Source organism: Vibrio sp. Vb2880 (assembly GCF_033337975.1).
Lineage (GTDB): Bacteria > Pseudomonadota > Gammaproteobacteria > Enterobacterales > Vibrionaceae > Vibrio > Vibrio alginolyticus.
The window spans coordinates 25,473-47,190 of record NZ_JAWORT010000013.1 but is presented as its reverse complement, the minus strand read 5'-3'; the positions used below and the strand labels follow the sequence as shown (position 1 = coordinate 47,190).

16 protein-coding genes are annotated in these 21,718 nt (G+C 41.9%); 9 read left to right on the top strand and 7 right to left on the bottom strand.

The features are described from left to right. Window positions 1-6: 6 nt before the first annotated feature. From prpF to R7M92_RS14990, 5 genes are all read left to right on the top strand, one after another. Window positions 7-1,203, top strand: a complete 1,197-nt coding sequence (prpF, locus tag R7M92_RS15010; RefSeq protein WP_318133743.1) for a 2-methylaconitate cis-trans isomerase PrpF — start codon at window positions 7-9, stop codon at window positions 1,201-1,203. 77 nt (window positions 1,204-1,280) lie between these two features. Continuing rightward, entirely contained in the window at window positions 1,281-3,158 is a 1,878-nt protein-coding gene (locus tag R7M92_RS15005) for a propionyl-CoA synthetase (RefSeq protein ID WP_054866169.1), read from the top strand. Window positions 3,159-3,347: 189 nt separating this feature from the next. After that, window positions 3,348-3,827: a GNAT family N-acetyltransferase gene (locus tag R7M92_RS15000; protein ID WP_005377290.1), complete on the top strand. Its 480-nt coding sequence runs from the start codon at window positions 3,348-3,350 to the stop codon at window positions 3,825-3,827. Window positions 3,828-4,018: 191 nt separating this feature from the next. Further along, window positions 4,019-5,350: a trypsin-like serine protease gene (locus R7M92_RS14995; protein ID WP_042523747.1), complete on the top strand. Its 1,332-nt coding sequence runs from the start codon at window positions 4,019-4,021 to the stop codon at window positions 5,348-5,350. Between the two features lie 385 nt (window positions 5,351-5,735). Continuing rightward, complete coding sequence (locus R7M92_RS14990) at window positions 5,736-7,181, top strand: bifunctional NUDIX hydrolase/phosphatase PAP2 family protein (RefSeq protein WP_318133741.1); 1,446 nt, start codon at window positions 5,736-5,738, stop codon at window positions 7,179-7,181. Between the two features lie 160 nt (window positions 7,182-7,341). Here the strand turns inward: R7M92_RS14990 and R7M92_RS14985 are convergent, their stop codons facing one another. Beyond that, window positions 7,342-8,151, bottom strand: a complete 810-nt coding sequence (locus tag R7M92_RS14985; protein ID WP_318133794.1) for a Cof-type HAD-IIB family hydrolase — start codon at window positions 8,149-8,151, stop codon at window positions 7,342-7,344. 216 nt (window positions 8,152-8,367) lie between these two features. Between R7M92_RS14985 and queE the strand changes: the two genes are divergently transcribed. After that, window positions 8,368-9,018, top strand: a complete 651-nt coding sequence (gene queE, locus R7M92_RS14980; RefSeq protein ID WP_005377296.1) for a 7-carboxy-7-deazaguanine synthase QueE — start codon at window positions 8,368-8,370, stop codon at window positions 9,016-9,018. A 309-nt stretch (window positions 9,019-9,327) separates the two neighbouring features. On the opposite strand, the gene queC is transcribed toward queE, so the two are convergent. The 3 genes from queC to eamB form a co-directional block, all read right to left on the bottom strand. Beyond that, on the bottom strand, window positions 9,328-9,984 hold the full coding sequence (gene queC, locus R7M92_RS14975) for a 7-cyano-7-deazaguanine synthase QueC (RefSeq protein WP_005377298.1): 657 nt from the start codon (window positions 9,982-9,984) through the stop codon (window positions 9,328-9,330). Window positions 9,985-10,051: 67 nt separating this feature from the next. Beyond that, window positions 10,052-10,390 (bottom strand): helix-turn-helix domain-containing protein, encoded by a 339-nt coding sequence (locus R7M92_RS14970; RefSeq protein WP_005388200.1) that lies wholly within the window; start codon window positions 10,388-10,390, stop codon window positions 10,052-10,054. Between the two features lie 308 nt (window positions 10,391-10,698). Beyond that, the gene (eamB, locus tag R7M92_RS14965) at window positions 10,699-11,283 is read right to left on the bottom strand and encodes a cysteine/O-acetylserine transporter (RefSeq protein ID WP_005388201.1); all 585 of its coding nucleotides are present in this window, start codon (window positions 11,281-11,283) and stop codon (window positions 10,699-10,701) included. Between the two features lie 112 nt (window positions 11,284-11,395). Between eamB and R7M92_RS14960 the strand changes: the two genes are divergently transcribed. Beyond that, window positions 11,396-12,286, top strand: coding sequence for a LysR family transcriptional regulator (locus tag R7M92_RS14960; RefSeq protein WP_275593340.1), 891 nt, complete (start codon window positions 11,396-11,398; stop codon window positions 12,284-12,286). Between the two features lie 1,243 nt (window positions 12,287-13,529). Here R7M92_RS14960 and R7M92_RS14955 read toward each other — a convergent pair. The 3 genes from R7M92_RS14955 to R7M92_RS14945 form a co-directional block, all read right to left on the bottom strand. Next, window positions 13,530-14,459, bottom strand: coding sequence for a LysR family transcriptional regulator (locus tag R7M92_RS14955; RefSeq protein WP_025768139.1), 930 nt, complete (start codon window positions 14,457-14,459; stop codon window positions 13,530-13,532). A 145-nt stretch (window positions 14,460-14,604) separates the two neighbouring features. Further along, on the bottom strand, window positions 14,605-17,745 hold the full coding sequence (locus R7M92_RS14950) for a multidrug efflux RND transporter permease subunit (RefSeq protein ID WP_318133738.1): 3,141 nt from the start codon (window positions 17,743-17,745) through the stop codon (window positions 14,605-14,607). A gap of 12 nt (window positions 17,746-17,757) precedes the next feature. Beyond that, window positions 17,758-18,927 carry an efflux RND transporter periplasmic adaptor subunit gene (locus R7M92_RS14945; protein WP_005377315.1) on the bottom strand — a complete coding sequence of 390 codons (1,170 nt, stop codon included), beginning with the start codon at window positions 18,925-18,927 and terminating at the stop codon, window positions 17,758-17,760. Window positions 18,928-19,305: 378 nt separating this feature from the next. Between R7M92_RS14945 and R7M92_RS14940 the strand changes: the two genes are divergently transcribed. Continuing rightward, window positions 19,306-20,229, top strand: coding sequence for a LysR family transcriptional regulator (locus R7M92_RS14940; protein WP_005377321.1), 924 nt, complete (start codon window positions 19,306-19,308; stop codon window positions 20,227-20,229). Window positions 20,230-20,369: 140 nt separating this feature from the next. Further along, window positions 20,370-21,344 carry a porin gene (locus tag R7M92_RS14935; protein WP_318133736.1) on the top strand — a complete coding sequence of 325 codons (975 nt, stop codon included), beginning with the start codon at window positions 20,370-20,372 and terminating at the stop codon, window positions 21,342-21,344. The last annotated feature ends 374 nt before the right edge of the window (window positions 21,345-21,718 follow it).

Below are 21,718 nucleotides of genomic sequence, written 5' to 3'. Positions count from 1 at the left end.
GTGCGTATGGCAAATAATACTCCGAATCAAACAAGCCAAATAAAAGTGCCCGCGACGTACATGCGTGGCGGCACGAGTAAAGGTGTCTTTTTCAACCTAGAGGATTTACCTCAAGAAGCGCAAATGGCTGGAGCCGCGCGTGACAAGCTGTTGTTACGTGTTATCGGCAGCCCGGATCCTTACGCGAAGCAAATCGACGGTATGGGTGGTGCAACCTCCAGCACCAGTAAAACAGTGATTGTTTCGCGCAGTAGCCAAGACGGTCATGACGTTGACTATTTGTTTGGACAAGTGTCGATCGACAAACCATTCGTCGATTGGAGCGGTAACTGCGGCAACTTGTCTGCCGCTGTCGGTCCTTTCGCCATTCATGCTGGTCTGATCCCACAAGATCGCATTCCAGAAAATGGCATTGTGACGGTGCGTGTTTGGCAGGTGAACATCAGCAAAACCATCTTGATTCACGTGCCAATCGTCAATGGTTTTGTCCAAGAAACCGGAGAGTTTGAACTCGATGGTGTCACGTTTCCAGCGGCAGAGATTCAAGTGGATTTTGTTGATCCTTCCGATGGCGAAGGGAGTATGTTCCCAACGGGCAACTTAGTTGATGATTTGGTGGTACCGGATGTGGGTACGTTCAACGCGACCTTTATTAACGCGGGCATACCAACCATTTTTATTGATGCTGAATCGATAGGATATCAGGGCACCGAGCTGCAAGACGATATCAACAACGATGACACAGCATTAGCGATGTTCGAATCCATCCGTGCATATGGCGCGTTAAAAATGGGCCTGATTTCTGATTTAGAAGAAGCTCAAACACGCCAACATACGCCGAAAATAGCATTTGTTTCTAAACCGAGAAGTTACCTTTCTTCAAGTGGTAAAGCCGTTAATGAGTCGGATATTGATGTGCTCGTTCGCGCGCTGTCGATGGGCAAGCTTCATCATGCAATGATGGGAACAGCAGCCGTTGCTATTGCTTCTGCTGCGTGTGTGCCCGGAACGTTAGTGAATTTAGCCGCTGGTGGCGGTGAAAAAGAGTCCGTGACTTTTGGCCACCCGTCAGGAACGTTAAAAGTTGGGGCACAAGCGAAGCAAACTGAGCAGGGCTGGGTGGTGCAAAAAGCCATTATGAGCCGAAGTGCGAGAATACTGATGGAGGGATTTGTGCGTGTACCCTTCTATGTCTTCGATTAAAAGAGACGATCTTTGTATTAAAAGAGCGATCTTTGAGTAGAACGAGAGCAATGTCAGGACATACTGGAGGAAGCAATATGTCTTCATACGAAAAAGAATACTTATGGGCGAAGAATGAACCGGAGAGTTTTTGGCGCGCTCAAGCGGAGAATCTCGATTGGTTTGAATCTCCTAAAACTATCTTGAAATCTGATGAAAACGGCATAGAACGTTGGTTTCCAGATGGTGTAATGAATACGTGCTGGTTAGCATTAGATTACCATTGCGAGCAAGGACGCGGTGATAATACTGCACTCATTTATGACTCGCCAGTGACAGGTCGTAAAGCCACGTACACCTATAGCGATCTACGTGACCAAGTAGCAAAAATTGCTGGCATGCTGTCTGCTCAAGGTGTTGAAAAAGGCGACCGAGTCGTTATTTATATGCCGATGATCCCAGAAGCCGCAATGGCGATGCTTGCCTGCGCGCGTTTGGGGGCGATTCATTCCGTAGTATTCGGTGGTTTTGCACCTAATGAGCTTGCTGTACGAATTGAAGACGCAGAGCCGAAAGTGATCATGACGGCGTCGTGCGGGATTGAGATCAACAAAGTCATTCCATACAAACCAATGGTAGACAAAGCCATTATGGACAGCCGTTGGAAGCCTGAGAAAGTGTTTGTTTTCCAACGTCCAGAGTGCGACGCTGAGCTAAACCAAGAAAGAGACTTAGATTGGCAGCGAGAGTACAAACAAGCGCTGCCACATGGTTGTGTTCCGGTGTTAGCAACCGATCCGCTCTACATACTTTATACATCGGGCACGACAGGTAAGCCGAAAGGCGTTGTGCGTGATAACGGTGGCCATGCTGTCGCGATGAAGTACTCCATGAGCGCAATCTATAACATTCCTCAAGATGGCGTCTTTTGGGCGGCATCTGATGTGGGCTGGGTAGTAGGGCACTCTTACATTGTTTACGCCCCACTGATTCACGGTTGCACTACTATCCTATTCGAAGGCAAGCCTGTTCGAACACCGGATCCTGGCGCATTTTGGCGAGTGTGTGATGAATATAAAGTAGATGCGTTGTTCTCTGCACCAACGGCGTTTCGTGCGATTAAGAAAGAGGACCCGGAAGGCGAGCACTTAAAACAGTACGACTTGTCGAATCTGAAAACCATCTTTATGGCGGGAGAACGCCTTGACCCTCCGACACTGGAGTGGGTTCAGAGCAAAGCGGACAAGCCCGTTATTGACCACTGGTGGCAAACCGAGACGGGCTGGGCCATCGCTGGCAACCCGACAGGTGTCGAAATGATGCCAGTTAAAGCTGGTTCTTCGACGAAGCCCATTCCGGGTTATCAGGTCGAAATTCTGAATGAACTTGGAGAGGCTGTCGGGCCTAACCAACAAGGCTTTGTCGCATTAAAACGTCCGCTACCACCAAGTTGTCTGCCAACGGTTTGGCGTAATCATGACCGTTTTGAAACTGGTTATCTTAGCCAGTTCCCAGGCTACTACGTGTCAGGTGATGGTGGCTATCTGGATGAAGACGGTTACCTGTTTATTATGGGACGTATTGATGACGTGATTAATGTCGCGGGACATCGATTGTCGACAGGTGAAATGGAAGAAATAGTAGGAGGCCACCCAGCGATTGCAGAATGTGCGGTGGTTGGTATCCACGATGATCTAAAAGGTCAGCTTCCACTTGGTTTTGTTGTACTGAAAGACGGCGTCAAAGTGGATGAGCTAGACCTTGAAGGTGAGCTTGTTGGCAAAGTGCGTAGTGAGATAGGTGCAGTTGCTTGCTTCAAGCATGCGTTGGTTGTAGACCGTTTACCGAAAACACGTTCAGGTAAAATTTTGCGTCGAACTATACGTCAAATAGCTGATGGTGAAAAATACACCGTTCCGTCAACGATTGATGACCCAAGTAGCTTGAACGAAATTGAGCGAGTGCTACGACGCTGAGAAAAACTCAATTCTAACTAACCCCTGATCCTCGAACTCTGTTGGTTGGTTCTGCCTCTGTACGTTTATTAAGTGCAGGGGCCTTTTTGTTGTTCAAACAGTACAAACGTATCGTGAAAGCATTTGTGACTTGCCAATACGACGTTTTCCTCACAAACTACAGCCATTCCGTTTTTAGTGACCCTTTGTATGACCACGTTTGCGATTAAACCTGCGTGTTTTAGCGACCTAGAGTTGCTCAACGATCTTATGTTCGAGCTTCATGATGAGCATCATCTTCAATCTCCTGAGCTTTTCAAAACGGCAGAGGAGATAGAACAAGAAAAAAGCATTGCTCGATATATTGACGACCCTGAGTGCCTTGTTTACGTAGCAAAACAAGGAGATGAAATTATTGGCTTTATCTCTGGTCACTTCTGTGAACTTATTTCTACCGTCAGCCAGCCAGTTATGATGGGAAGTGTGGATGAGCTCTATGTGCTGCCTGAATATCGAAAACAAGGTACGGCGCAGGCATTGATTAATAAAATTGAGTCAACGTTCTCTGATTACGGTGCAAAACAGATGTTTGTTGAAGTATGGCATTTTAACCAGGGCGCAATATCTTTGTATGAAAAACAAGGATTTGCACACCATATCCACTATTTAAGAAAACCGCTGAACGAATAATCGTATTTAACTTTAATATTGTGATTTAGGTTCTATCGAATTGAAATCATTCAGTTCGTCAATAGACTTTTCTCTATAAATTGCTCGCAATGTTAACAAATTGATATGCACCCACATTGGTATCGGCGTTTTTGTCTGCTTGTTTATTAGTAGCACGAGGATCGTGCTTACAAAAACAAGAGGACAATATTTTGAAACTAACAAAATCGTTACTTGCTTTAGCCGTTTTGCCAATGTTCGCAAGTGCTGATGATTTGTCTCAGACGCAAAATCACACTATCCAACCCCAGATCGTAGGCGGAGTAACTGCCGACCCACGTGACTGGAAATTCTACACCCAAATTGTTAGTCGTTATGGTAACCGATCGTATTGTGGGGCCAGTTATATCGGGAATGGTTACGTCCTGACTGCTGCACATTGTGTTGAGGGTGATTCTCCGAGTCAGATTGCGGTTAAAATCGGTGGCGTTGTTTATAACGGTAGTGATGGTGTTCGTGCAAACGTCAGTGAGATCCATATGCACCCGGCATATCGCCGCGCGACGCTTTCTCATGACCTCGCGGTATTGAAGCTCGACTCTGTGCCTCAAGGTGTTTCTTCAGTTGAGATTGCGAATGGTAGTCTAACGCAATACGCGAGCATCGGAGATTGGCTTAGTGTTGCTGGCTTAGGGCGAACTTCTGAAGGAGGAAGCTCTCCGTCTCGATTGCAGGAGGTTGACGTCCCACTTGTGTCGGATATGACTTGCCGTCAAGCCGGTGGCAACTACACAACGGTTGGAGAAGTGTCATTCTGTGCGGGTATTCCTCAAGGTGGGATAGATTCTTGTCAGGGAGATAGTGGTGGTCCAATCGTTATTAATCGCAGTGGTGTAATTACTCAACTTGGTGTGGTCAGTTGGGGAATAGGTTGTGCTCGTCCTGGTATGTATGGGGTTTATAGCGATATCGCTGCTATGCGCAATTTTGTCGATGGTGTTATCGGAACAGCAACACCACCAAAAGAAAATGTTTCTGTTGGATACACCACCGAACAGACACTGGCATCATTTAATGTTGGGGAGTTACAGCAACATAGCTTTGTTATCCAGAATTCAGGGAACACCACGTTCACTGTGGAAAATGTTCGCGCGTTTGCTTCGGGTGTTACTGATGCAGCTGTTATTGCCAATGATCAGTGCTCTCAGGCGACGTTAGCAATGAATGCAAGTTGTCGTGTTGATGTTGAATTTGGTGCTACTCAGAGCGGAGAAGCAAGAGTGGCTTTGAACTTCAACGTTGATAAGACCAGCACACAATACCAAGCGTTAGTATCCGCTCAAGCGAAAACGGTGACAACGCCTCCCACAGATAGCTGTAAAACTGTATGGCAAGCCAGCTTAGTGTATCTCAAAGGAGATACGGTTACTTGGAATGGTAAAGTTTGGCAAGCGCAGTGGTGGACTCAAGGTGATAATCCAGCAGACTCAGGGCCTTGGGGTGTTTGGCAAAAAGTCGGCGATGCGAATTGCACGTCTAACTAACGATCGGGCCAGTGAATTTGATTCGTTGACCATGAGATAAGATTCATTCTTGGTTTCAACGATCAGTACATAGTTATCATAACTGGGGTTTATTGTTTGCGAATAATAAGCCCTTTTTTATTGTGTCAACTATGAGAACCCACAAAATGTGTATGACTTTGTCCTGACGTTATCTTTATATAACTGGCAGAATTGCGATCAACATTTTATGTTTTGTCTGATTTTTGTCAGGTTTGCATTAAATTATTCTCCAGTGAGCGTTGAGATCAGGTTTTACGCGATCAACTCAGTTTGGCATAACTCGTTACTTAATTTTTGTCGAAAAAGATAAGATTAACTGCCATGATTCATTGGTTATCATTATGTTTATTTAAGGTCATATTTTGTGTTGAGACAGCTGTTATTACTCATCCTTTGTTTTATTTTGTTACCTGTTTCACCGATCTCTACGGCTAAAGCCACTGCGAGCGAAGTTAAAGGAGCGCTCTGTATTGTTCGCGCTGATGACAAGTTAGTGCTAGTTCATGAAGTATTAACGGATAAGATTTCTCTACCTGGCGGAACCATTATTGATGGTGAGTCTCCACAAGTTGCTGCTCAACGAGAAACGTGGGAAGAAACCGGTATAGTGGTTACGGTTGGAGAGGAGCTTGGCAGAACGGACACTGCGGTTTTTTACGACTGTATATCAGACTCTGACATTATCGCTTTTTCTATGAATAATTCTTTAGGTGGAAATGAACTGCCTATTTGGTTTGCCCCTCATTATGGAGTAGAAGTTGCGTCAGCGATGTTGCTTAGCCCATCTGAATTATCATCATCTTTATATCGTTATCCTGAGCAATGGCCACAAGCCACTCAGTTTTTTGATCAAGCTACCAAGCAATCAGTATCTTATGTGACTCAGTTGATCGAATCCGCGCCTTCATTTCGTCAGGTTGAATTGGCGTGGCTGATAGATATACAGAGTTGGGTAGGGGCGTTGTCAGAAACGAGTTACGAGGTAGCTAGTCAGATCTCGAAACTGGTTATAGATCTGACAGAACCGACGGTACTACTCTTTCTATTTCCTTTTGCCATGATGCGCTTTGGTAGCCGGTTTGTGTACCGACTCTTTTTCGCAATTAGTGCAACGTCGCTTATGGTGCTTGTCGCTCAACAAGGCTTTTCGTTACCGCGCCCACATGTCTATATACCAATGATGGAGTTAACGCACAGCTTTGGCTTTAGTTTTCCTAGCTTGCCTATCGCTGTGTGGTTTTGTGTGCTGACGTTCTTGTTTCATAGAACCCAGTATTTTGGTTTGAATGGAACAACGGCGGTCTTCGTGTTCATCACTCTTACTGTGGTGTTAGGTAAGTTTTTCCTCGGCAGTGCCTTTATTTTAGATATGTTATTTGGCGCGCTGTTAGGCAGCTTGGTGGCTTGGCATGTTCTTCGACTGGAGACAAATCAAGATGTGAACGTTGATCAAGTTCTAAGCTCAAAAGGCGTCTGGTTCATTATGACTGCGGCAACATCGGTCATCTCCGTCATCTGGCCATTACCTGTGTTTGGTCGCTGGTTAGCAATTTTAATCACTGCATCAGCGTTGGTCATGACATTTAAAGAGTCGAAAGCACATTTAGATACTCGGCAGATGATCTTTGTGACGCTGGCATTGTTGCTTGTTGATCAACTCTATTTGTACTCGGCTAATATCGTATCGTTTAGCGGTTTGTGGTCATTAGTCTTGTCGACGTTACATTATCCATTATTAATGTTGTTATTTATGCTGCTTGCAAGGAAGCTGACTTGTGAAAACCAACCGAGCAAAACGTTGCTAGATTGATGGCTGTATTTGTTATCTATTAGTATTTGAGTAAAAACAAAGCCTTGCATTACAGCAAGGCTTTTACACGTTTAGTCCACGAACAACGCCGCTTGCCTATCTTGGACGGCTAGGGGGGTTAAACGTAAGAAGCTTAACGCAACAGACATGGCGGAAAGGGCTATGCATTGAGCACGAACTTTTCTATAGCTTTAGCGACACCGTGCTCATCATTACTTGCCGTAATGTAGTCAGCGGTTTGCTTGGTTTCTTCCATTGCATTTGCCATCGCGATACCAAGGCCAGCGTATTTCAGCATGTGGTGGTCATTTTCTGCGTCACCCATACAGATAACTTCTTCCGGTTTAATTCCCAGATACTCGGCAATTGCGGCAACACCAATACCTTTGTTGCTCGCAGGGTTAAGAAACTCAAGGAAAAACGGAGCGCTTTGAACAACCGTAAACGCTTCGCGCATTTCACCTGGCAGTGCTGCTATAACTTCTGTTAGTTTGCTTGGCTCTGCAACCATCATAGCTTTGATGATTGGATGATCGTCTTCTAGTGATTCGAAGTTCATCTCAGTGACATTTAAGCCATTTATCTTTGCTTCAATATCGGTGTAAGGGTTGTGCTCGTTGGTGATTAAACCATGAACTTGACTAAAAGCATGGACGTACGCACCTAGCTCTTCGGCTTTTCGCGCCACCAATTTTGCAGCTTTACCATCTATGATTTGCTGGTGGATGATGTCGTTTGTGCCTACGTTCTTGACCATCGAACCGTTGTAGTAAAGAACAAAATCTCGATCGGAATGGATATTCAGTTCGTCGAGCTTGTCTTGCATTCCTTCTAATGGGCGACCAGAAGCGAGAACGACAGTAACGCCTGCTTCTCGAGCTTTTGCGATCGCTTGTTTGTTTTCTTCAGAAATGGCTTTATCACTATTGAGTAGCGTGCCATCCATATCTAGTGCGATCAGTTTATACATCATTTCTTACCTTAAAGTTTTTTGGGAGCTGTCAGTGAATAAGGCTTGGTTTAACGTTAACCAGAAACCTATATTCATTACGCTATGAAACTACAAAATGGTCTATTTTAACAATTAATTTTTGGTTTAAATTGACCTAGACACGCGTGTCCATTATGGTCTTCGCCTCGAAATGTTATGAGTTGAGTGAGTTCTGCGTTGTATAAGCTAAATGAGATGTTTGAAACCATCCAAGGGGAAGGGGTTTTCACTGGAGTCCCTGCTGTTTTTGTTCGGCTTCAAGAGTGTCCGGTTGGTTGCTCATGGTGCGATACCAAACAAACGTGGTATGCAGATGAGAATGATCAACGTCAAATAGGCGATATTCTGGTGAAAACGGAAGACTCTCCGACGTGGTGTGTTGCATCTGCCGAGAACATCGTAGAGCAATATCAACAGCAAGGCTTTAATGCTAAGCATATCGTGATTACTGGTGGAGAGCCTTGTATTTATGATCTGCGCCCTTTAACAAAGGCGTTTGAAGATATGGGGTGCCAATGCCAAATTGAAACCAGTGGCACATCAGAAGTGATTACTTCAGAAAATACGTGGGTGACGGTGTCACCAAAAGTAGCAATGAAAGGTAAATTACCAGTGCTTAATAGCGCGTTAGAGCGAGCAAATGAGATTAAGCATCCAGTCGGCACCCAGAAAGACATCGACCACCTTGATGACCTTTTAGCAAATGCGAACGTAGCGGCTGAGACTATCATTGCACTACAACCAATTAGCCAGAAGCCTCGTGCTACGCAATTGTGTATTGATACGTGTATTGCCCGCAATTGGCGTTTGTCTGTTCAAACTCATAAATATTTGAGTATTGCTTAGACGAGAGACTCGTCATCATTCGAGGTAGCTTTTCTATCTAATCCCGGTTTCGCGAGTAATGCTGTTGGTAGCTTTGCTATCGAAACATTGTCGATATATCTAAACAATTTATAGCGTTGTAAAAGCTAAGCAGTGTTGGCTGTTGTGGTGTGGTGCTATCTTTGGTTCGACAATCGTTTCGCATTTAATTGATGCCACCAATCTGGCGGCATCAAAATGAAGCTCTGTTGGCTGGAGTTTCACGCTGAGATAAAACGTTTAGAAGCTAACGCAAAAGGTTTTATCCAGCGCTATTACCGCTAACAAAGACTATTTGCTCGCTAAGTATTCTTCTAAGCCGCTTTGTCGCAGTAGGCACGCTGGGCATTCACCACAGCCTTTACCAACGATTCCGTTGTAACATGTTAAAGTATTGTTTTGGACAAACTCCAACATATTATGCTTATCAGCTAGAGCCCAGGTCTCGGCTTTAGTAAGCCACATTAAAGGAGTCTTAATATTGAAGGCTTTATCCATACCTAAATTGCAAGAGAGATTTAGAGAGCGAATAAAGTTGTCTCGGCAGTCAGGGTAACCACTAAAGTCTGTTTCGCAGACTCCCGTAATGATGTCTTGAATGCCAAGCTGGTAAGCATGGATACATGCGTAAGTAAGAAAGAGAATGTTTCTCCCTGGAACGAATGTATTGGGTACGTTAGCGTCGCTTAAGTCATTAGATACCGGAATGTTGTCTCTTGTCAGAGAGCTTATCGCTAACTCATTAATTGATTTTACATCCAGGACTTTGTGGCTTTTGATGTTAAGTTGCTTACCTAATTCGATAGCGATATCTATTTCATCTGAATGACGCTGGCCATAATCAAACGTTATAGCATGAACTTCATCATATGTATTTAATGCATCGATTAAGCAGGTCGTAGAGTCCTGCCCACCGGAAAAAACCACAAGTGCTTTTGTTGTAGCCATGTTGAACCCTTAGTTATGCTCTTTGATTCTTTGGTATTGATACGTATTCTTAGGCGTTTAATCCCAATTACGTACTCGACTTCGTGGCGATTGCGTCTGCAATCAGCTGGGCTGTGCTCTCAAGCACTCTTTGCTTGTCATCATTTGACAGCTTGTGGAGATTCACAGCAAGTTCAGCGGTGATTTCATCTTCACAAAAAAAATAGTTTAGAGGCACGTTTAGCTCATCTGCGATAAGTTTGAGCGTTTTTACGTCGGGAGTATGGCGCTCCCTTTCGTATTGATTCATCCTTGCACTTGCAGAACTATCATCCATGCCGATACGGATGCCCAGTGCTTTTTGGGACAGATTCGCTTGTTTACGCGCATGCTTAAGGCGGGCTGGGAGTGGGTTATTAAACAACACTTAAAGTTCATACGAAGGACTTGGATGACTAAGATTATCTTAGTTTTTCTGATTTGTGTATACTAAGTAATGCTTAGTTATTGCCGAGGTCGCCAAGGCCGTGTATGTATAGCTAAACAAGATTTCGTATCTTTAGGTTGATTAAGTGACGTTGAATCTACTTCTTCAAAACCTGCCGTATGGGGGCGCGGGAGGAGCGAGTAAGGGCACGAGAAACCGCAGCGATTTGTAGAGCAGAATTTGCTCTTCACATAAACGTAGTCGTCTAAGTTGAAGAGCAATATTGTTCTTGATGATCAACTATATACTTAAGTAAATAACTGTGTCGCACAATAGATCAGAGCTGCTGCTAAGCTCATATTGATGACTTTGCCATATCTCTGGAATTGGGATTGAAGTAGCTTTCCTGCAACGGCCCAAACTACGTTGCTAAGAAGTGCGATCAAAGCAAGAATGAGGCTAGTCGCTAAGATCCAGTAGATATTCTGAGTGTGGGGCAGTACGAACGTAGAAATAGAGGTAATTCCATAAAGAATGATTTTCACATTAACGAACTGCAAACCGAAACCTGTTAAGAAACTGATACCTTTAGAATTATCCGATGAAGTTTTGATCTCACTCGTAGCAAGCCCCCAAGCCAACCAAACAATATAAGCTGCTCCAATCCATGTTAGCCAAGGTGTAATCACGGGCAAGAGGCTGATCATGTTATACGTGAAAGCGCCACAAAGTAGCATCAAAACAACATAGCCACAAAACATCCCCGAAATCACTTTTGTTGAGCGTTTTAGTCCATATTGCGTCGCGATGCTGAGCGATAAAATGTTGTTTGGCCCTGGTGTAATTGAAGTAATGATTACGTAAGTAAAAAATGCGGTGTAGATGGCGGTCATCTCTATCTCTCCTGTTTTTACTGCACTATACTTCGCTACAATTGATTAAAAAATTGAATAAATTAAAACTTAGACTTTTAATTTATTGAACTGTTGGTTGTGGAGTCTAGTCATGAATCTAAAACGCTTTCTTACTTTTAAAGCTATTGTTGAAGAAGGATCGTTTCTAAAAGCGTCACAGAAGCTTTATTGCACGCAATCAACCGTCACCTTTCAAATCAAGCAGTTGGAACAAGATCTGTCTTTGCAGCTGTTCGAAAAAATAGGGCGTAAGATGGTTTTGACTCAAGCAGGAGAAAAGATACTGCCTTACGTCTATGAACTGGCGCGAGTGATGGAAAATATTGAGGGAACAGCACAGCAAGAAAACTCGGAGCCGACCGGTGAATTGAAAGTGCTGGTTGCTGAGACTCAACTTGCTTATAAGATGGCTAATGTTTTAAAAGAGTTCAGGATCAGAGCGCCCAATGTCAGACTCTCTCTGCAATCACAAAATTGCTATCAGATTCGAGATGAGTTGATAGCGGATAAAGCTGATTTAGGTGTGTTTTATCGAGTAGGTAATGACGATACGCTCAAGGTCCACGAGTTTGAGCAGGAGCCACTGGTATTGGTTGCTTCACCGCTTTTAAAAGGGCTAGATTTAAAGAAGAGAGAGCAACATATTGATTTAGGGTTTATAAGCAATGGCCCTAAGTGCCTTTTTCGACGGATGTTTGAGAGCATTATTCAGGATCGTGATATTAGCATCGACAACATGATCGAACTTAGCAGTATTAATACGATCAAAAATTGCGTTGAGAGTAATATTGGTATCTCTTACTTACCTCGTTTTACGGTTGAAAAAGAGTTGCAAGAGGGCAGTTTACAAGAGCTTGAATTCACCGAGTTTTCACAGATGATCAAGCCACTCTGTGCTTATCATGCTGGGAAGTGTGTGACGCCGGCGATGGAAGTCTTTATTGATTGTATGCGTAACGAGTATGAACGGTTTTCTACTTAGAGTCGGTGATCTTTAATATGTTCTATCTGACATAGTTTCGTTTTTACTCCTTTTTACTTTTTAAGTGGCTACTTCTAATTTATTGATTTTTATTGCTTTGTTGTGAATCCGACTGTTGTGGGATGATAAATGGGATCTGAGGTGAAGAGCTATTTATTGACGGAAAGAGATAAGATATAAAAACGACGGCGTGTGATAACTAGATTAGATAAGGTTACATAATTAACAGTGTAATAAATGCCATTCTTTATGGATTATTTTCAACGAGACTTAATTGTTACGGTTCGTTATTATTAACTCGTTAACGCATCCATTGCTAGGAAGTTAACTTACGCATATTGTTTTTTTCATCATTTGCAGCAAATTATATTTGCTGCTTTTTTTTAACCAAAAAAAAGTTCAAAGCTTGAACTACAAGCTCTGAACCTTTATTTATACTTAGTGGTTTTCTACTTTAATAAGTAAAACACCGTTTAAAAGTATCGCGTAACCTAGTAACTCTAAGCTTTCTTCGACCAAGTTTTTCACGTCTCTATTGTATGAGTTCCCCATGAACTCGACCCAAAAATCACCATACCCTGCAAAGCGTGAGAATAAGAAAACAATAAAAAAGCCAATCGTTAACGTCGTGAAGCTAGAATGAGAAATGAAAAGTTTTACCTCATTTTTTATGTTAACTATATTATTAAAACAAAAATAACAGACTGAGACTATTATAATCCAAGCAGGATACTTCCATGAACCGTGAGGGAAATACTGCTCTATGTGGTAGTCCATTTCTCTAACGAATATAACCATAAAAAATGAAGACATTATTACTAATATGTGTTTGAGTTCAAGATATTCCTTAGATTTATACAAACACATTAACGATGAAAAAAGCACAAATGCTATTTGATTCATTTCTATAAGAGAGTTCTCCGATGTGCTTTTGTCCATTTGTACGCTAAAATAAATCGTTGCTAACGTGTAAATAACCAAAAAAATAAGATAAGATATTTTATATACTAACAAACTAGTGACCGAGGTGTGTTTTTCTTTAATATACATCGTAACTTGTATAGGTGATGGATTTGTTAGTATTATAAATTAAGAATGTTTTATATTTAGTGAATTAAGCGCCATTTAGAATGGAACTTAATTCACCTAACATTAAACTTCGATGAATCTTATATGATTCCTGTTTTAACTTGTTGATTTTATTTGATTCTCTTTTCTATTGATTTTGGTTAAATAGAGCCACCTAGCTTTTATTGAAATGCTTTTCCCATATTGGTGGTATGCCAATTTCTTCTTGAACGATATCAATGAATGCCCTAACCAATGGTGATTGCTGACGGTGTGAGTACATGGCATAAATATCACCAAAATCTTGAGTTTCATATTCTGGTAAAAGTTGAACTAAATTAGAAGACTCTAGGTTGTTAGGGAGCATAAATTGACCTATAAGTGCTGCGCCCAGACCTGACTTTACGCTTTCAATTATTAGCTCAGCTTCATTTACCATGTATGACCCTGATATTGGGTATGTATCTAAACCATCTGATTTTGCTTTGTCGTAGAATTTAAGTTTATCGACAATAAAATTACCATTTGAATAAATAATAAAAGGTAGCTTAACTAACTCATCAGGCGTTTCTGGGTTACCATGTTTTTCAATTAAATTTCGAGAAGCAATGATTGCAGTCGTATTTTTTGCTAATTTTCTTGCTACCATTGATGAATCCCTCATAGGTCCGATTCGAAAAGCAATATCAAAATTACTTCTAATCACGTCTACATGAAGATCATCTAGCATTAGTTCAACACTTGCTTTTGGGTACTTATGTAAAAACTTCTCTATCGAAGGTTGTAGATAGAGTTTTCCAAATAATGTTGAGCTTGAAATTCGTACTTTCCCTGAAGGCTCAGTCTGAAAGTTCTCCGCTATTTGTTGAGTATCATCAAGGAGTTGAGATATTTGGTCTGCTTTTTCAACTATTTGCTTGCCGACTTGTGTTAATGAAAGAGAGCGAGTTGTTCTGTTTAATAGCCTAACGCCTAAGTGCTCTTCTAACTGCTTGATGTGTTTAGATAAAACAGAGCGGTCGATATTCATCCCATCTGCTGCTTTTGCAAAAGATCCAGCTTTAGAGACTTCTAAAAGCAGGTGTAGTTTATTTGCTAAATCCACAATGTTTATCCAGGTTAGATATTAGCGTATTAGTTTCATGTATAACTACTGCTCTGTCTAGAAATTATTAATATACTTAATAACCAAAAGAAAAGGGAGCAATAGCTCCCTTTAGTATGAATATAAATGAGTATTTATATTATGGTTATAGTGTTTGACGTTTTTTGTTTCGACTCACTAACATGTAAAAAACAGGTGTGAGTAGTAATCCAAATACCGTTACGCCTACCATACCCGAGAATACGGCAATACCCATTGCTTGTCGCATTTCCGCTCCGGCCCCTGTACCAATCATTAATGGAATAACACCAGCGGTAAATGCAATTGATGTCATTAGAATCGGTCGAAGACGTAAACGACATGCTTCCAAAATCGCTGATAAGGTATCTTGGCCATTGTCTTTAAGTTCTTTAGCGAACTCCACCATCAAGATGGCATTTTTACACGCTAGAGCCACAAGGACAATCAAAGCAATTTGTGTGAATATATTGTTGTCACCACCAATGAACCAAACACCTGCTAGTGCAGAAAAAATGGTCATAGGAACGATCAAAATGATAGCGAATGGCAGTTTTAAACTCTCGTACTGCGAAGCTAGCACCATGAAAACTAACAAAACAACAAGTGGGAATATATACACCATCGTGTTACCAGCCAAAATCTGCTGGTAGGTTACATCAGTCCATTCATAAACCATTCCCTCTGCTAGGTTTTGATCCAGTACTTCCTCAATAGCCGTTTGGGCTTGGTCAGAGCTGTAACCAAAAGCAGGACTGCCGTTTAGTTCTGCACTAGGGTAGCCGTTATAGTGCATCACGCGGTCAGGCCCAATCGTGGGTATGATCTCCAGTACAGCGCCGAGAGGAACCATTTGTCCGGCAGCATTTTTTACTTTGTAGTTAAGTATTTGGTCAGGTTCGAGACGATAGTTCATGTCTGCCTGGGCATTCACTTTGTATGTTCTACCAAACATATTGAAGTCATTGACGTATAATGATCCTAAATAAACTTGAAGCGCATCAAAAACCTGCTCTAGAGGAACACCTTGCAGCATCGCTTGTTCACGATCTATTTGGATGTCCATCTGCGGCACTTGTATACGAAATGTGGAATATAATCCCATCAGCTCGGGTCTTGTTGATGCCTCACTTATTACCAAGTTCAATTGCTTGAAGAGCTCATCAAACCCCTTGTTCGCACGGTCTTCGATTTGAAGTTTAAAGCCGCCAGTAGAGCCAAGTCCTTGGATTGGTGGTGGTGGAAAAATCGCAACGAAGGCTTCATCAATGATTGAAAAGCTCTTATTCAAAGATGCAACAATCGCATTTGCTCCGAGAGTTGGATCATTTCGTTTATCGAAGTCCTCAAGCGTAACAAAAACGATGCCACTATTCGGACTGTTAGTAAAACCATTGACCGATAAGCCTGGGAAAGAAATGGTTTGTGCTACGCCAGGTGTTGCCAGCGCGAGGTTTTCCATTTCTTTAATAACGGACTCTGTTCTATCTAAACTTGCTGCATCTGGAAGTTGGGCGATCGCAACTAAATACTGCTTATCTTGTTGAGGAATGAATCCTCCAGGAACCGCTTTGAATAGAGAAACCGTTCCCCCGAGTAACGCAATGTATACCACCACAACAACAAGGCTAAAACGAATCAGCTTCTTGACCAGAGCTTGATATTGGTTCGAGCTATACTCAAAAATTCTATTGAATGGCGCAAAAACATACTTACCAAAAACCGCATCCAAGAGTTTGGTTAGCCGATCGGGTTTTGCGTTCTTATCTTGTAATAGCAGTGCTGATAAAGCAGGCGATAACGTCAACGAGTTAATTGCTGAAATAATCGTCGAGATCGTAATTGTTAGTGCGAACTGCTTATAAAACTGACCGGATAACCCTGTAATAAAGGTTGTCGGGATAAACACCGCACATAACACTAATGCAATTGCAATAATTGGCCCGGTAACTTCGGTCATTGCTTGTTTCGTTGCTTCTAGTGGTGCAAGACCATTATGGATGTTCCGTTCCACGTTTTCGACGACGACAATGGCGTCATCGACGACGATGCCTATGGCGAGAACAAGTCCAAACAACGAAAGTGTGTTAATCGATACTCCGAGCATTTGCATTACAGCGAACGTACCGATTAATGAAACAGGCACCGCAATGATAGGGATGATAGACGCGCGCCATGTTTGCAAAAACAGAATAACTACGACAACAACAAGTACAATTGCCTCTAGCAGAGTATGAACCACCGCGTCTATCGAACCACGAACAAAGACGGTCGGGTCGTAGGCTATTTCATATGAAACTCCAGCTGGAAAGGCTGCTTGTAAACGGTCCATGGTTGAGCGAACCTGATTAGATAACTCAATAGCATTAGCACCAGGACGTTGGAATACGGGCATCGCCACCGCTGGTTTACCATTTAACAAGGCGCGCAGTGCATAAGAGTTTTGACCTAGCTCTACGCGTGCAACGTCTTTAAGACGTGTCAAAGCCCCTGTTTCGTCAACTTTTACTACAATGTCGTTGAATTCATCAATATTCTCCAAGCGGCCCTTTACGTTCAACAAAACTTGGAATTGGTTTTCATTAGCGGCTGGTTGCGCACCTAATGAGCCTGCTGCCACCTGTTGGTTTTGAGATCGGACGGCTGAGACAACGTCCATTACGGTTAGATTTCTAGAAGCGAGCTCATCTGGATTTAACCACAAGCGCATTGAGTACTCGTCACCACCGAAAAGGCGCACATCACCAACGCCTCCGAGCCGAGCTATCTCATCTTTCAAGTTTAAATTAGCGTAGTTAGCTAGATAACTGACTTCACGGCTAGAATCTGGAGAATATATATGCACAACCATAGTGAGATCAGGAGAGGCTTTTTCGGCAACAACTCCTAACCGTTGGACGGCTTCTGGTAATCGGGGCAAAGCTGTAGTGACGCGGTTTTGAATTTGAACCTGAGCTTTGTCCAAGTCCGTACCCAAAGCAAAGGTTACGGTCAATGTCATTCTACCGTCACTGGTTGCCTGCGAAAACATATATAACATGTTTTCTGTACCATTAATTTCTTGCTCCAGAGGCGTAGCAACTGTTTCTGCGATTACTTTTGGGTTCGCACCAGGATAGTTTGCTGTAACTACTACTGTAGGAGGGACAACCTCTGGATATTCACTCACAGGCAACTGCAAAAGTGAAATTGCGCCTACTATTAATATCAATAGCGATAACATAGAGGCAAATATGGGTCTTTGAATAAAAAAGTGTGCAAATTTCATTCGGTTGTCTTCTTAGTCTTGAGCTAAACGTTTGTTTGGCAACGATGTTGAGTTTGAAGCCATAATCAATGAAGTATTGCTAATATCTAGCGTGACATTTTTTGGTTTGACTTTGCTATTTGGGCCAACTTTTGCTGGGCCATTTACCGCAATAATTGAGTCGGCGTTCAAGCCATTCTCGATAGCACGAAATGTTCCGTAACGTTCGCCTAAGGTTACGATGCTGTATTGCAACGTATTCTCTTCATTGAGTGTTAATACAAAGCGGTTTTCTAGATCTGTGCCAATAGAACGCTCTGGAACGAGAACTCGTTCAACTGGTTTGGTTGTTGATATCTGAACTCGGCCAAACGATCCCACTTTTAAGTTTGATTTTGTTGCATCGAATACCGCTCGAACCTGCAAAGTACCGGTGTTTTCGTTGATGGAGTTGTCGACAAAGTCAACGCGTCCAAAAAACACCTGCCCATTTTGTCCAGATAGTTCAAGACGAGTAGGTAAGTTAGAGTCGGCATTGATTGTCGAGAAGTAACGGTTCCAAGTTCGCTCATCGACATCAAAGTATGCATATACCTGATCGTTAGAGACAATGTTTGATATAACGCTTTGATTTGCGTTTACATTGTTTCCTTTAGTAATGAATGCTCTTGAAATAGTGCCGCTAATAGGGGCATATATCTTCGTAAACTCAAGATCTAACTTTGCGGATTCTAACTGAGCACGCAAGGCCATTAGTTCTGCAGAGCGTTGTTTTACTGCGGTATCTCGGGCCTCTGCTTGTTCCGCTGAGATGGCCTTTCGCTTAACAAGTTGAGCGGCTCTCTTTTGTTCGTTTGCTGCTTGCTCTAGCGCAGCTCGAGCACTCTTAACTTGCGCTTCAAGTCGTGAGACCTGAGCTTTGAAGGTTCGATCATCAAGAGTGACGAGTAAGTCGCCTTTGTTGACACTCTGTCCGTCTTTGAACTCTACCGTTTCAATAACTCCGGAAACGCGTGGCATTAAAGAAACTTTCTCTGGGGCTTGAAGCCTTGTTGTAAAGGTGAACCACGATTGAACGGGCTCATAGATGACTTTGGAGACGTCTATCGTAGGTAAGGGAGTATTAGGTTGTTTGGTTATCTCTTCGTCTGCACAAGCAGCTAAAACGGATAAAAGGCCAATGCCGAAAACTTTCTTTAACATTTGTCGCGCCCTAAATGATTCTGTTCATACTAAAAGGAACGGCATTGTATTCATTGTACCTATGGGTAAATAGGCCCTCAGCGAACATAGAGTAGTGATAAAAATGCACGATTAAATATTGGTCAAAATGCTCGCTTTTTGGTTTGAAAAAGGTCAGTTTAGGGTTTTCAAGACGTGGAGTATTGTTAAATGTAATAAGCCATAATAGATAGGAATAACTAAACAGAAGCTAAAGATAGCGACGAAAATTAAAGCTTTTTTAATTCGTGCATTATTTGCAATTCACTGATGCAATTTGAACCATAAAAAATTGAAATTAATTTTGTAAAATCCATTTCCCATCACATAAAGAATAAAAACTAAATAAGGAATTGTGCAGTGGATCTCGCAAGCCAACTTGAATTACTACTGGATGTCTCTGAATACGGAACTTTTGCTAAGGCTGCTGACAGAAATCATATAGATCGTTCAGCTTTGTCAAAACAGATCAAAAAGCTAGAGGATGAATTGGGCTTACGGCTGTTAAACCGTTCCACGCGTTCGCTATCCCTGACTAATGCTGGTGTTGAGATGGTGGCGCAAGCTAAGAAAGTAAGAGAGGTTCTAACTGAAACTCGTAGTATTGCTGCTACATTTCAGGATGAACCGAAAGGTAATCTGAAAATATCAAGCTCCACTTTCTTTGGCAGAGCATACTTAAATCAGGCAGTTAAAGAGTTTATAAAACAGTACCCAAACATTACTGTAGAGCTGCTGCTCGATGATAATCGAGTCGATGTTATCCACGAAGGTTTTGATGTTGTGTTTCGTATCGGACCAATCCGAGAGTCCAACATGATAGTACGTAAGTTGGCAAGCAATAATATGGCACTGGTTGCATCGAAGAGTTTTATTGACAAGTATGGAACCCCGAGCTCTCCAGAAGAGCTTATAAAAATGCCAGCAGTAATATACTCTAATGCTAACTTTAAGGCGGATAAGCTACGTATAGCGCCAAGCCAGTCATCAAGCGACGTTAGAACGTATAATATCAACGGGCAGTACTTCGTGAATGAAACTGAGTTAATGCTCGATGCCGTAAAATCTGATCTAGGGTATGCTTTAATAGGGCAGTTCTTTCTTCAGGAGAGTTTGAGTAAACAAGATCTTGTACAGTTGCTTCCTGATTATAATCTTCCCGCGATAGGGGAAATATATGCAATGTATACTCACCGAAATCAACAACCATTAGCCAAACTGTTCATTGATACTGTTCAAAAAATAATAGGGACGCCTCCTGTTTGGATGGATTATCTCAACTAATATGAGTACTAGGACATAATGTTTTAGATTGAGGGCTTGTTTATATTTATCCATAGAATATGGTTGAATTTGCACTTTAAAAATAATTGCCACTGTTCATAATTTCACTCGATTCAAACAACACAAGTAGTGGTAATTAAATGAAAATGACAAGAACGTCGATCGCAATCGCAGCACTTTTTTCTGCAAGTGCTGCAAATTCAGCCGTAGTTTATGAAGATCAAGAATCAGTATTAAATATTCATGGCCGAGCGCAAGGGATGTATTATTTCTCTGATGATAAAAATGCAGACGGAGATAATAGCTACATTCGTGTAGGACTTTCAGGTGAGTCTAAAATAAATGAAGATCTTTATGCATTCGGCTTATATGAGTTGGAATTTAAGTCTAATCGCAGAGATGCTGATGGGATTGAAGATGATGAATTTGATATCCGAAAAGGCTATGTAGGAGTTGGTGCAGATTACGGAACAGTAAGTTATGGACGTCAATACGGTGCGGTCACTTTAGTATCTGACTACACGGATATTTTCCCGGAGTTTGGTAATGAAGCTGCTGGCGTAAGTGCGGATCTATATGGTACCGGTCGCTCCGATTCAGTATTTAAGCTAACGACAAGCTATGAAGGTTTGAATATTCATGTTAGCTATCAGGCTGAAAACGATGAAGTGTCAACAGATGCAGCCTCTTATGGTGCGGCGGCGGACTACAAGTTGCCATATGGCTTCAAAGTTGCGCTTGGTTACAACGAAGGTGAAGGGCAATCGGGTGCAGAAGATGCAGATCTGCTAACGGGTGCTATTGCATTTGAATACGACAAGTTTTATGCCTCTGTTTTATACAGTGATGGTGAAAACTGGGCTAAAGATGGTTCTGAAAGTAATATTGATTACACCGGTATTGAAGCAGTTGCCACTTATGAAGTAACAGATAAGCTTTGGGCACTAGTTGGCTATAACAATCTAGAGCGTGATGATGAAGATGTCGTCGATTACTACTCACTAGGTGCAGAGTATGATTTGACTTCTAATTTTAAAGCACTAGCAGAATACAGAATTACAGATGTAGACAATGAAGACGATATTCTTGCAATAGCTGCGAGATATTCATTCTAAAAAATTAATAAATATAAAAAGCCTGAAACTATTTTCAGGCTTTTTTATTTATCGGTGTAATTTTATAAGTGCTGATTTTAATCCATATATAATGGATTATATTGATCGTTACTTGTTTAAGTGTTTTGAATATAATTGTTTTGTTAGCTAGTCCACTGCTAGTTTTCATTTTCATATTTTTTGAATGATGTATTTTTTCTTTGGCAACAAGAAATGTCTTGTTGCCTTTTTTTATTTTCATGCTTTATGGTTAATTAAAAAAATAGTCATTTTATATATTGCTATAAACGATAAAAATGTAACGACAATTGTCGATCTTAGATTTAGTTAATCTTCATAGAAAATTAAACTCCATTTCAAGTGTCTTTTTTATT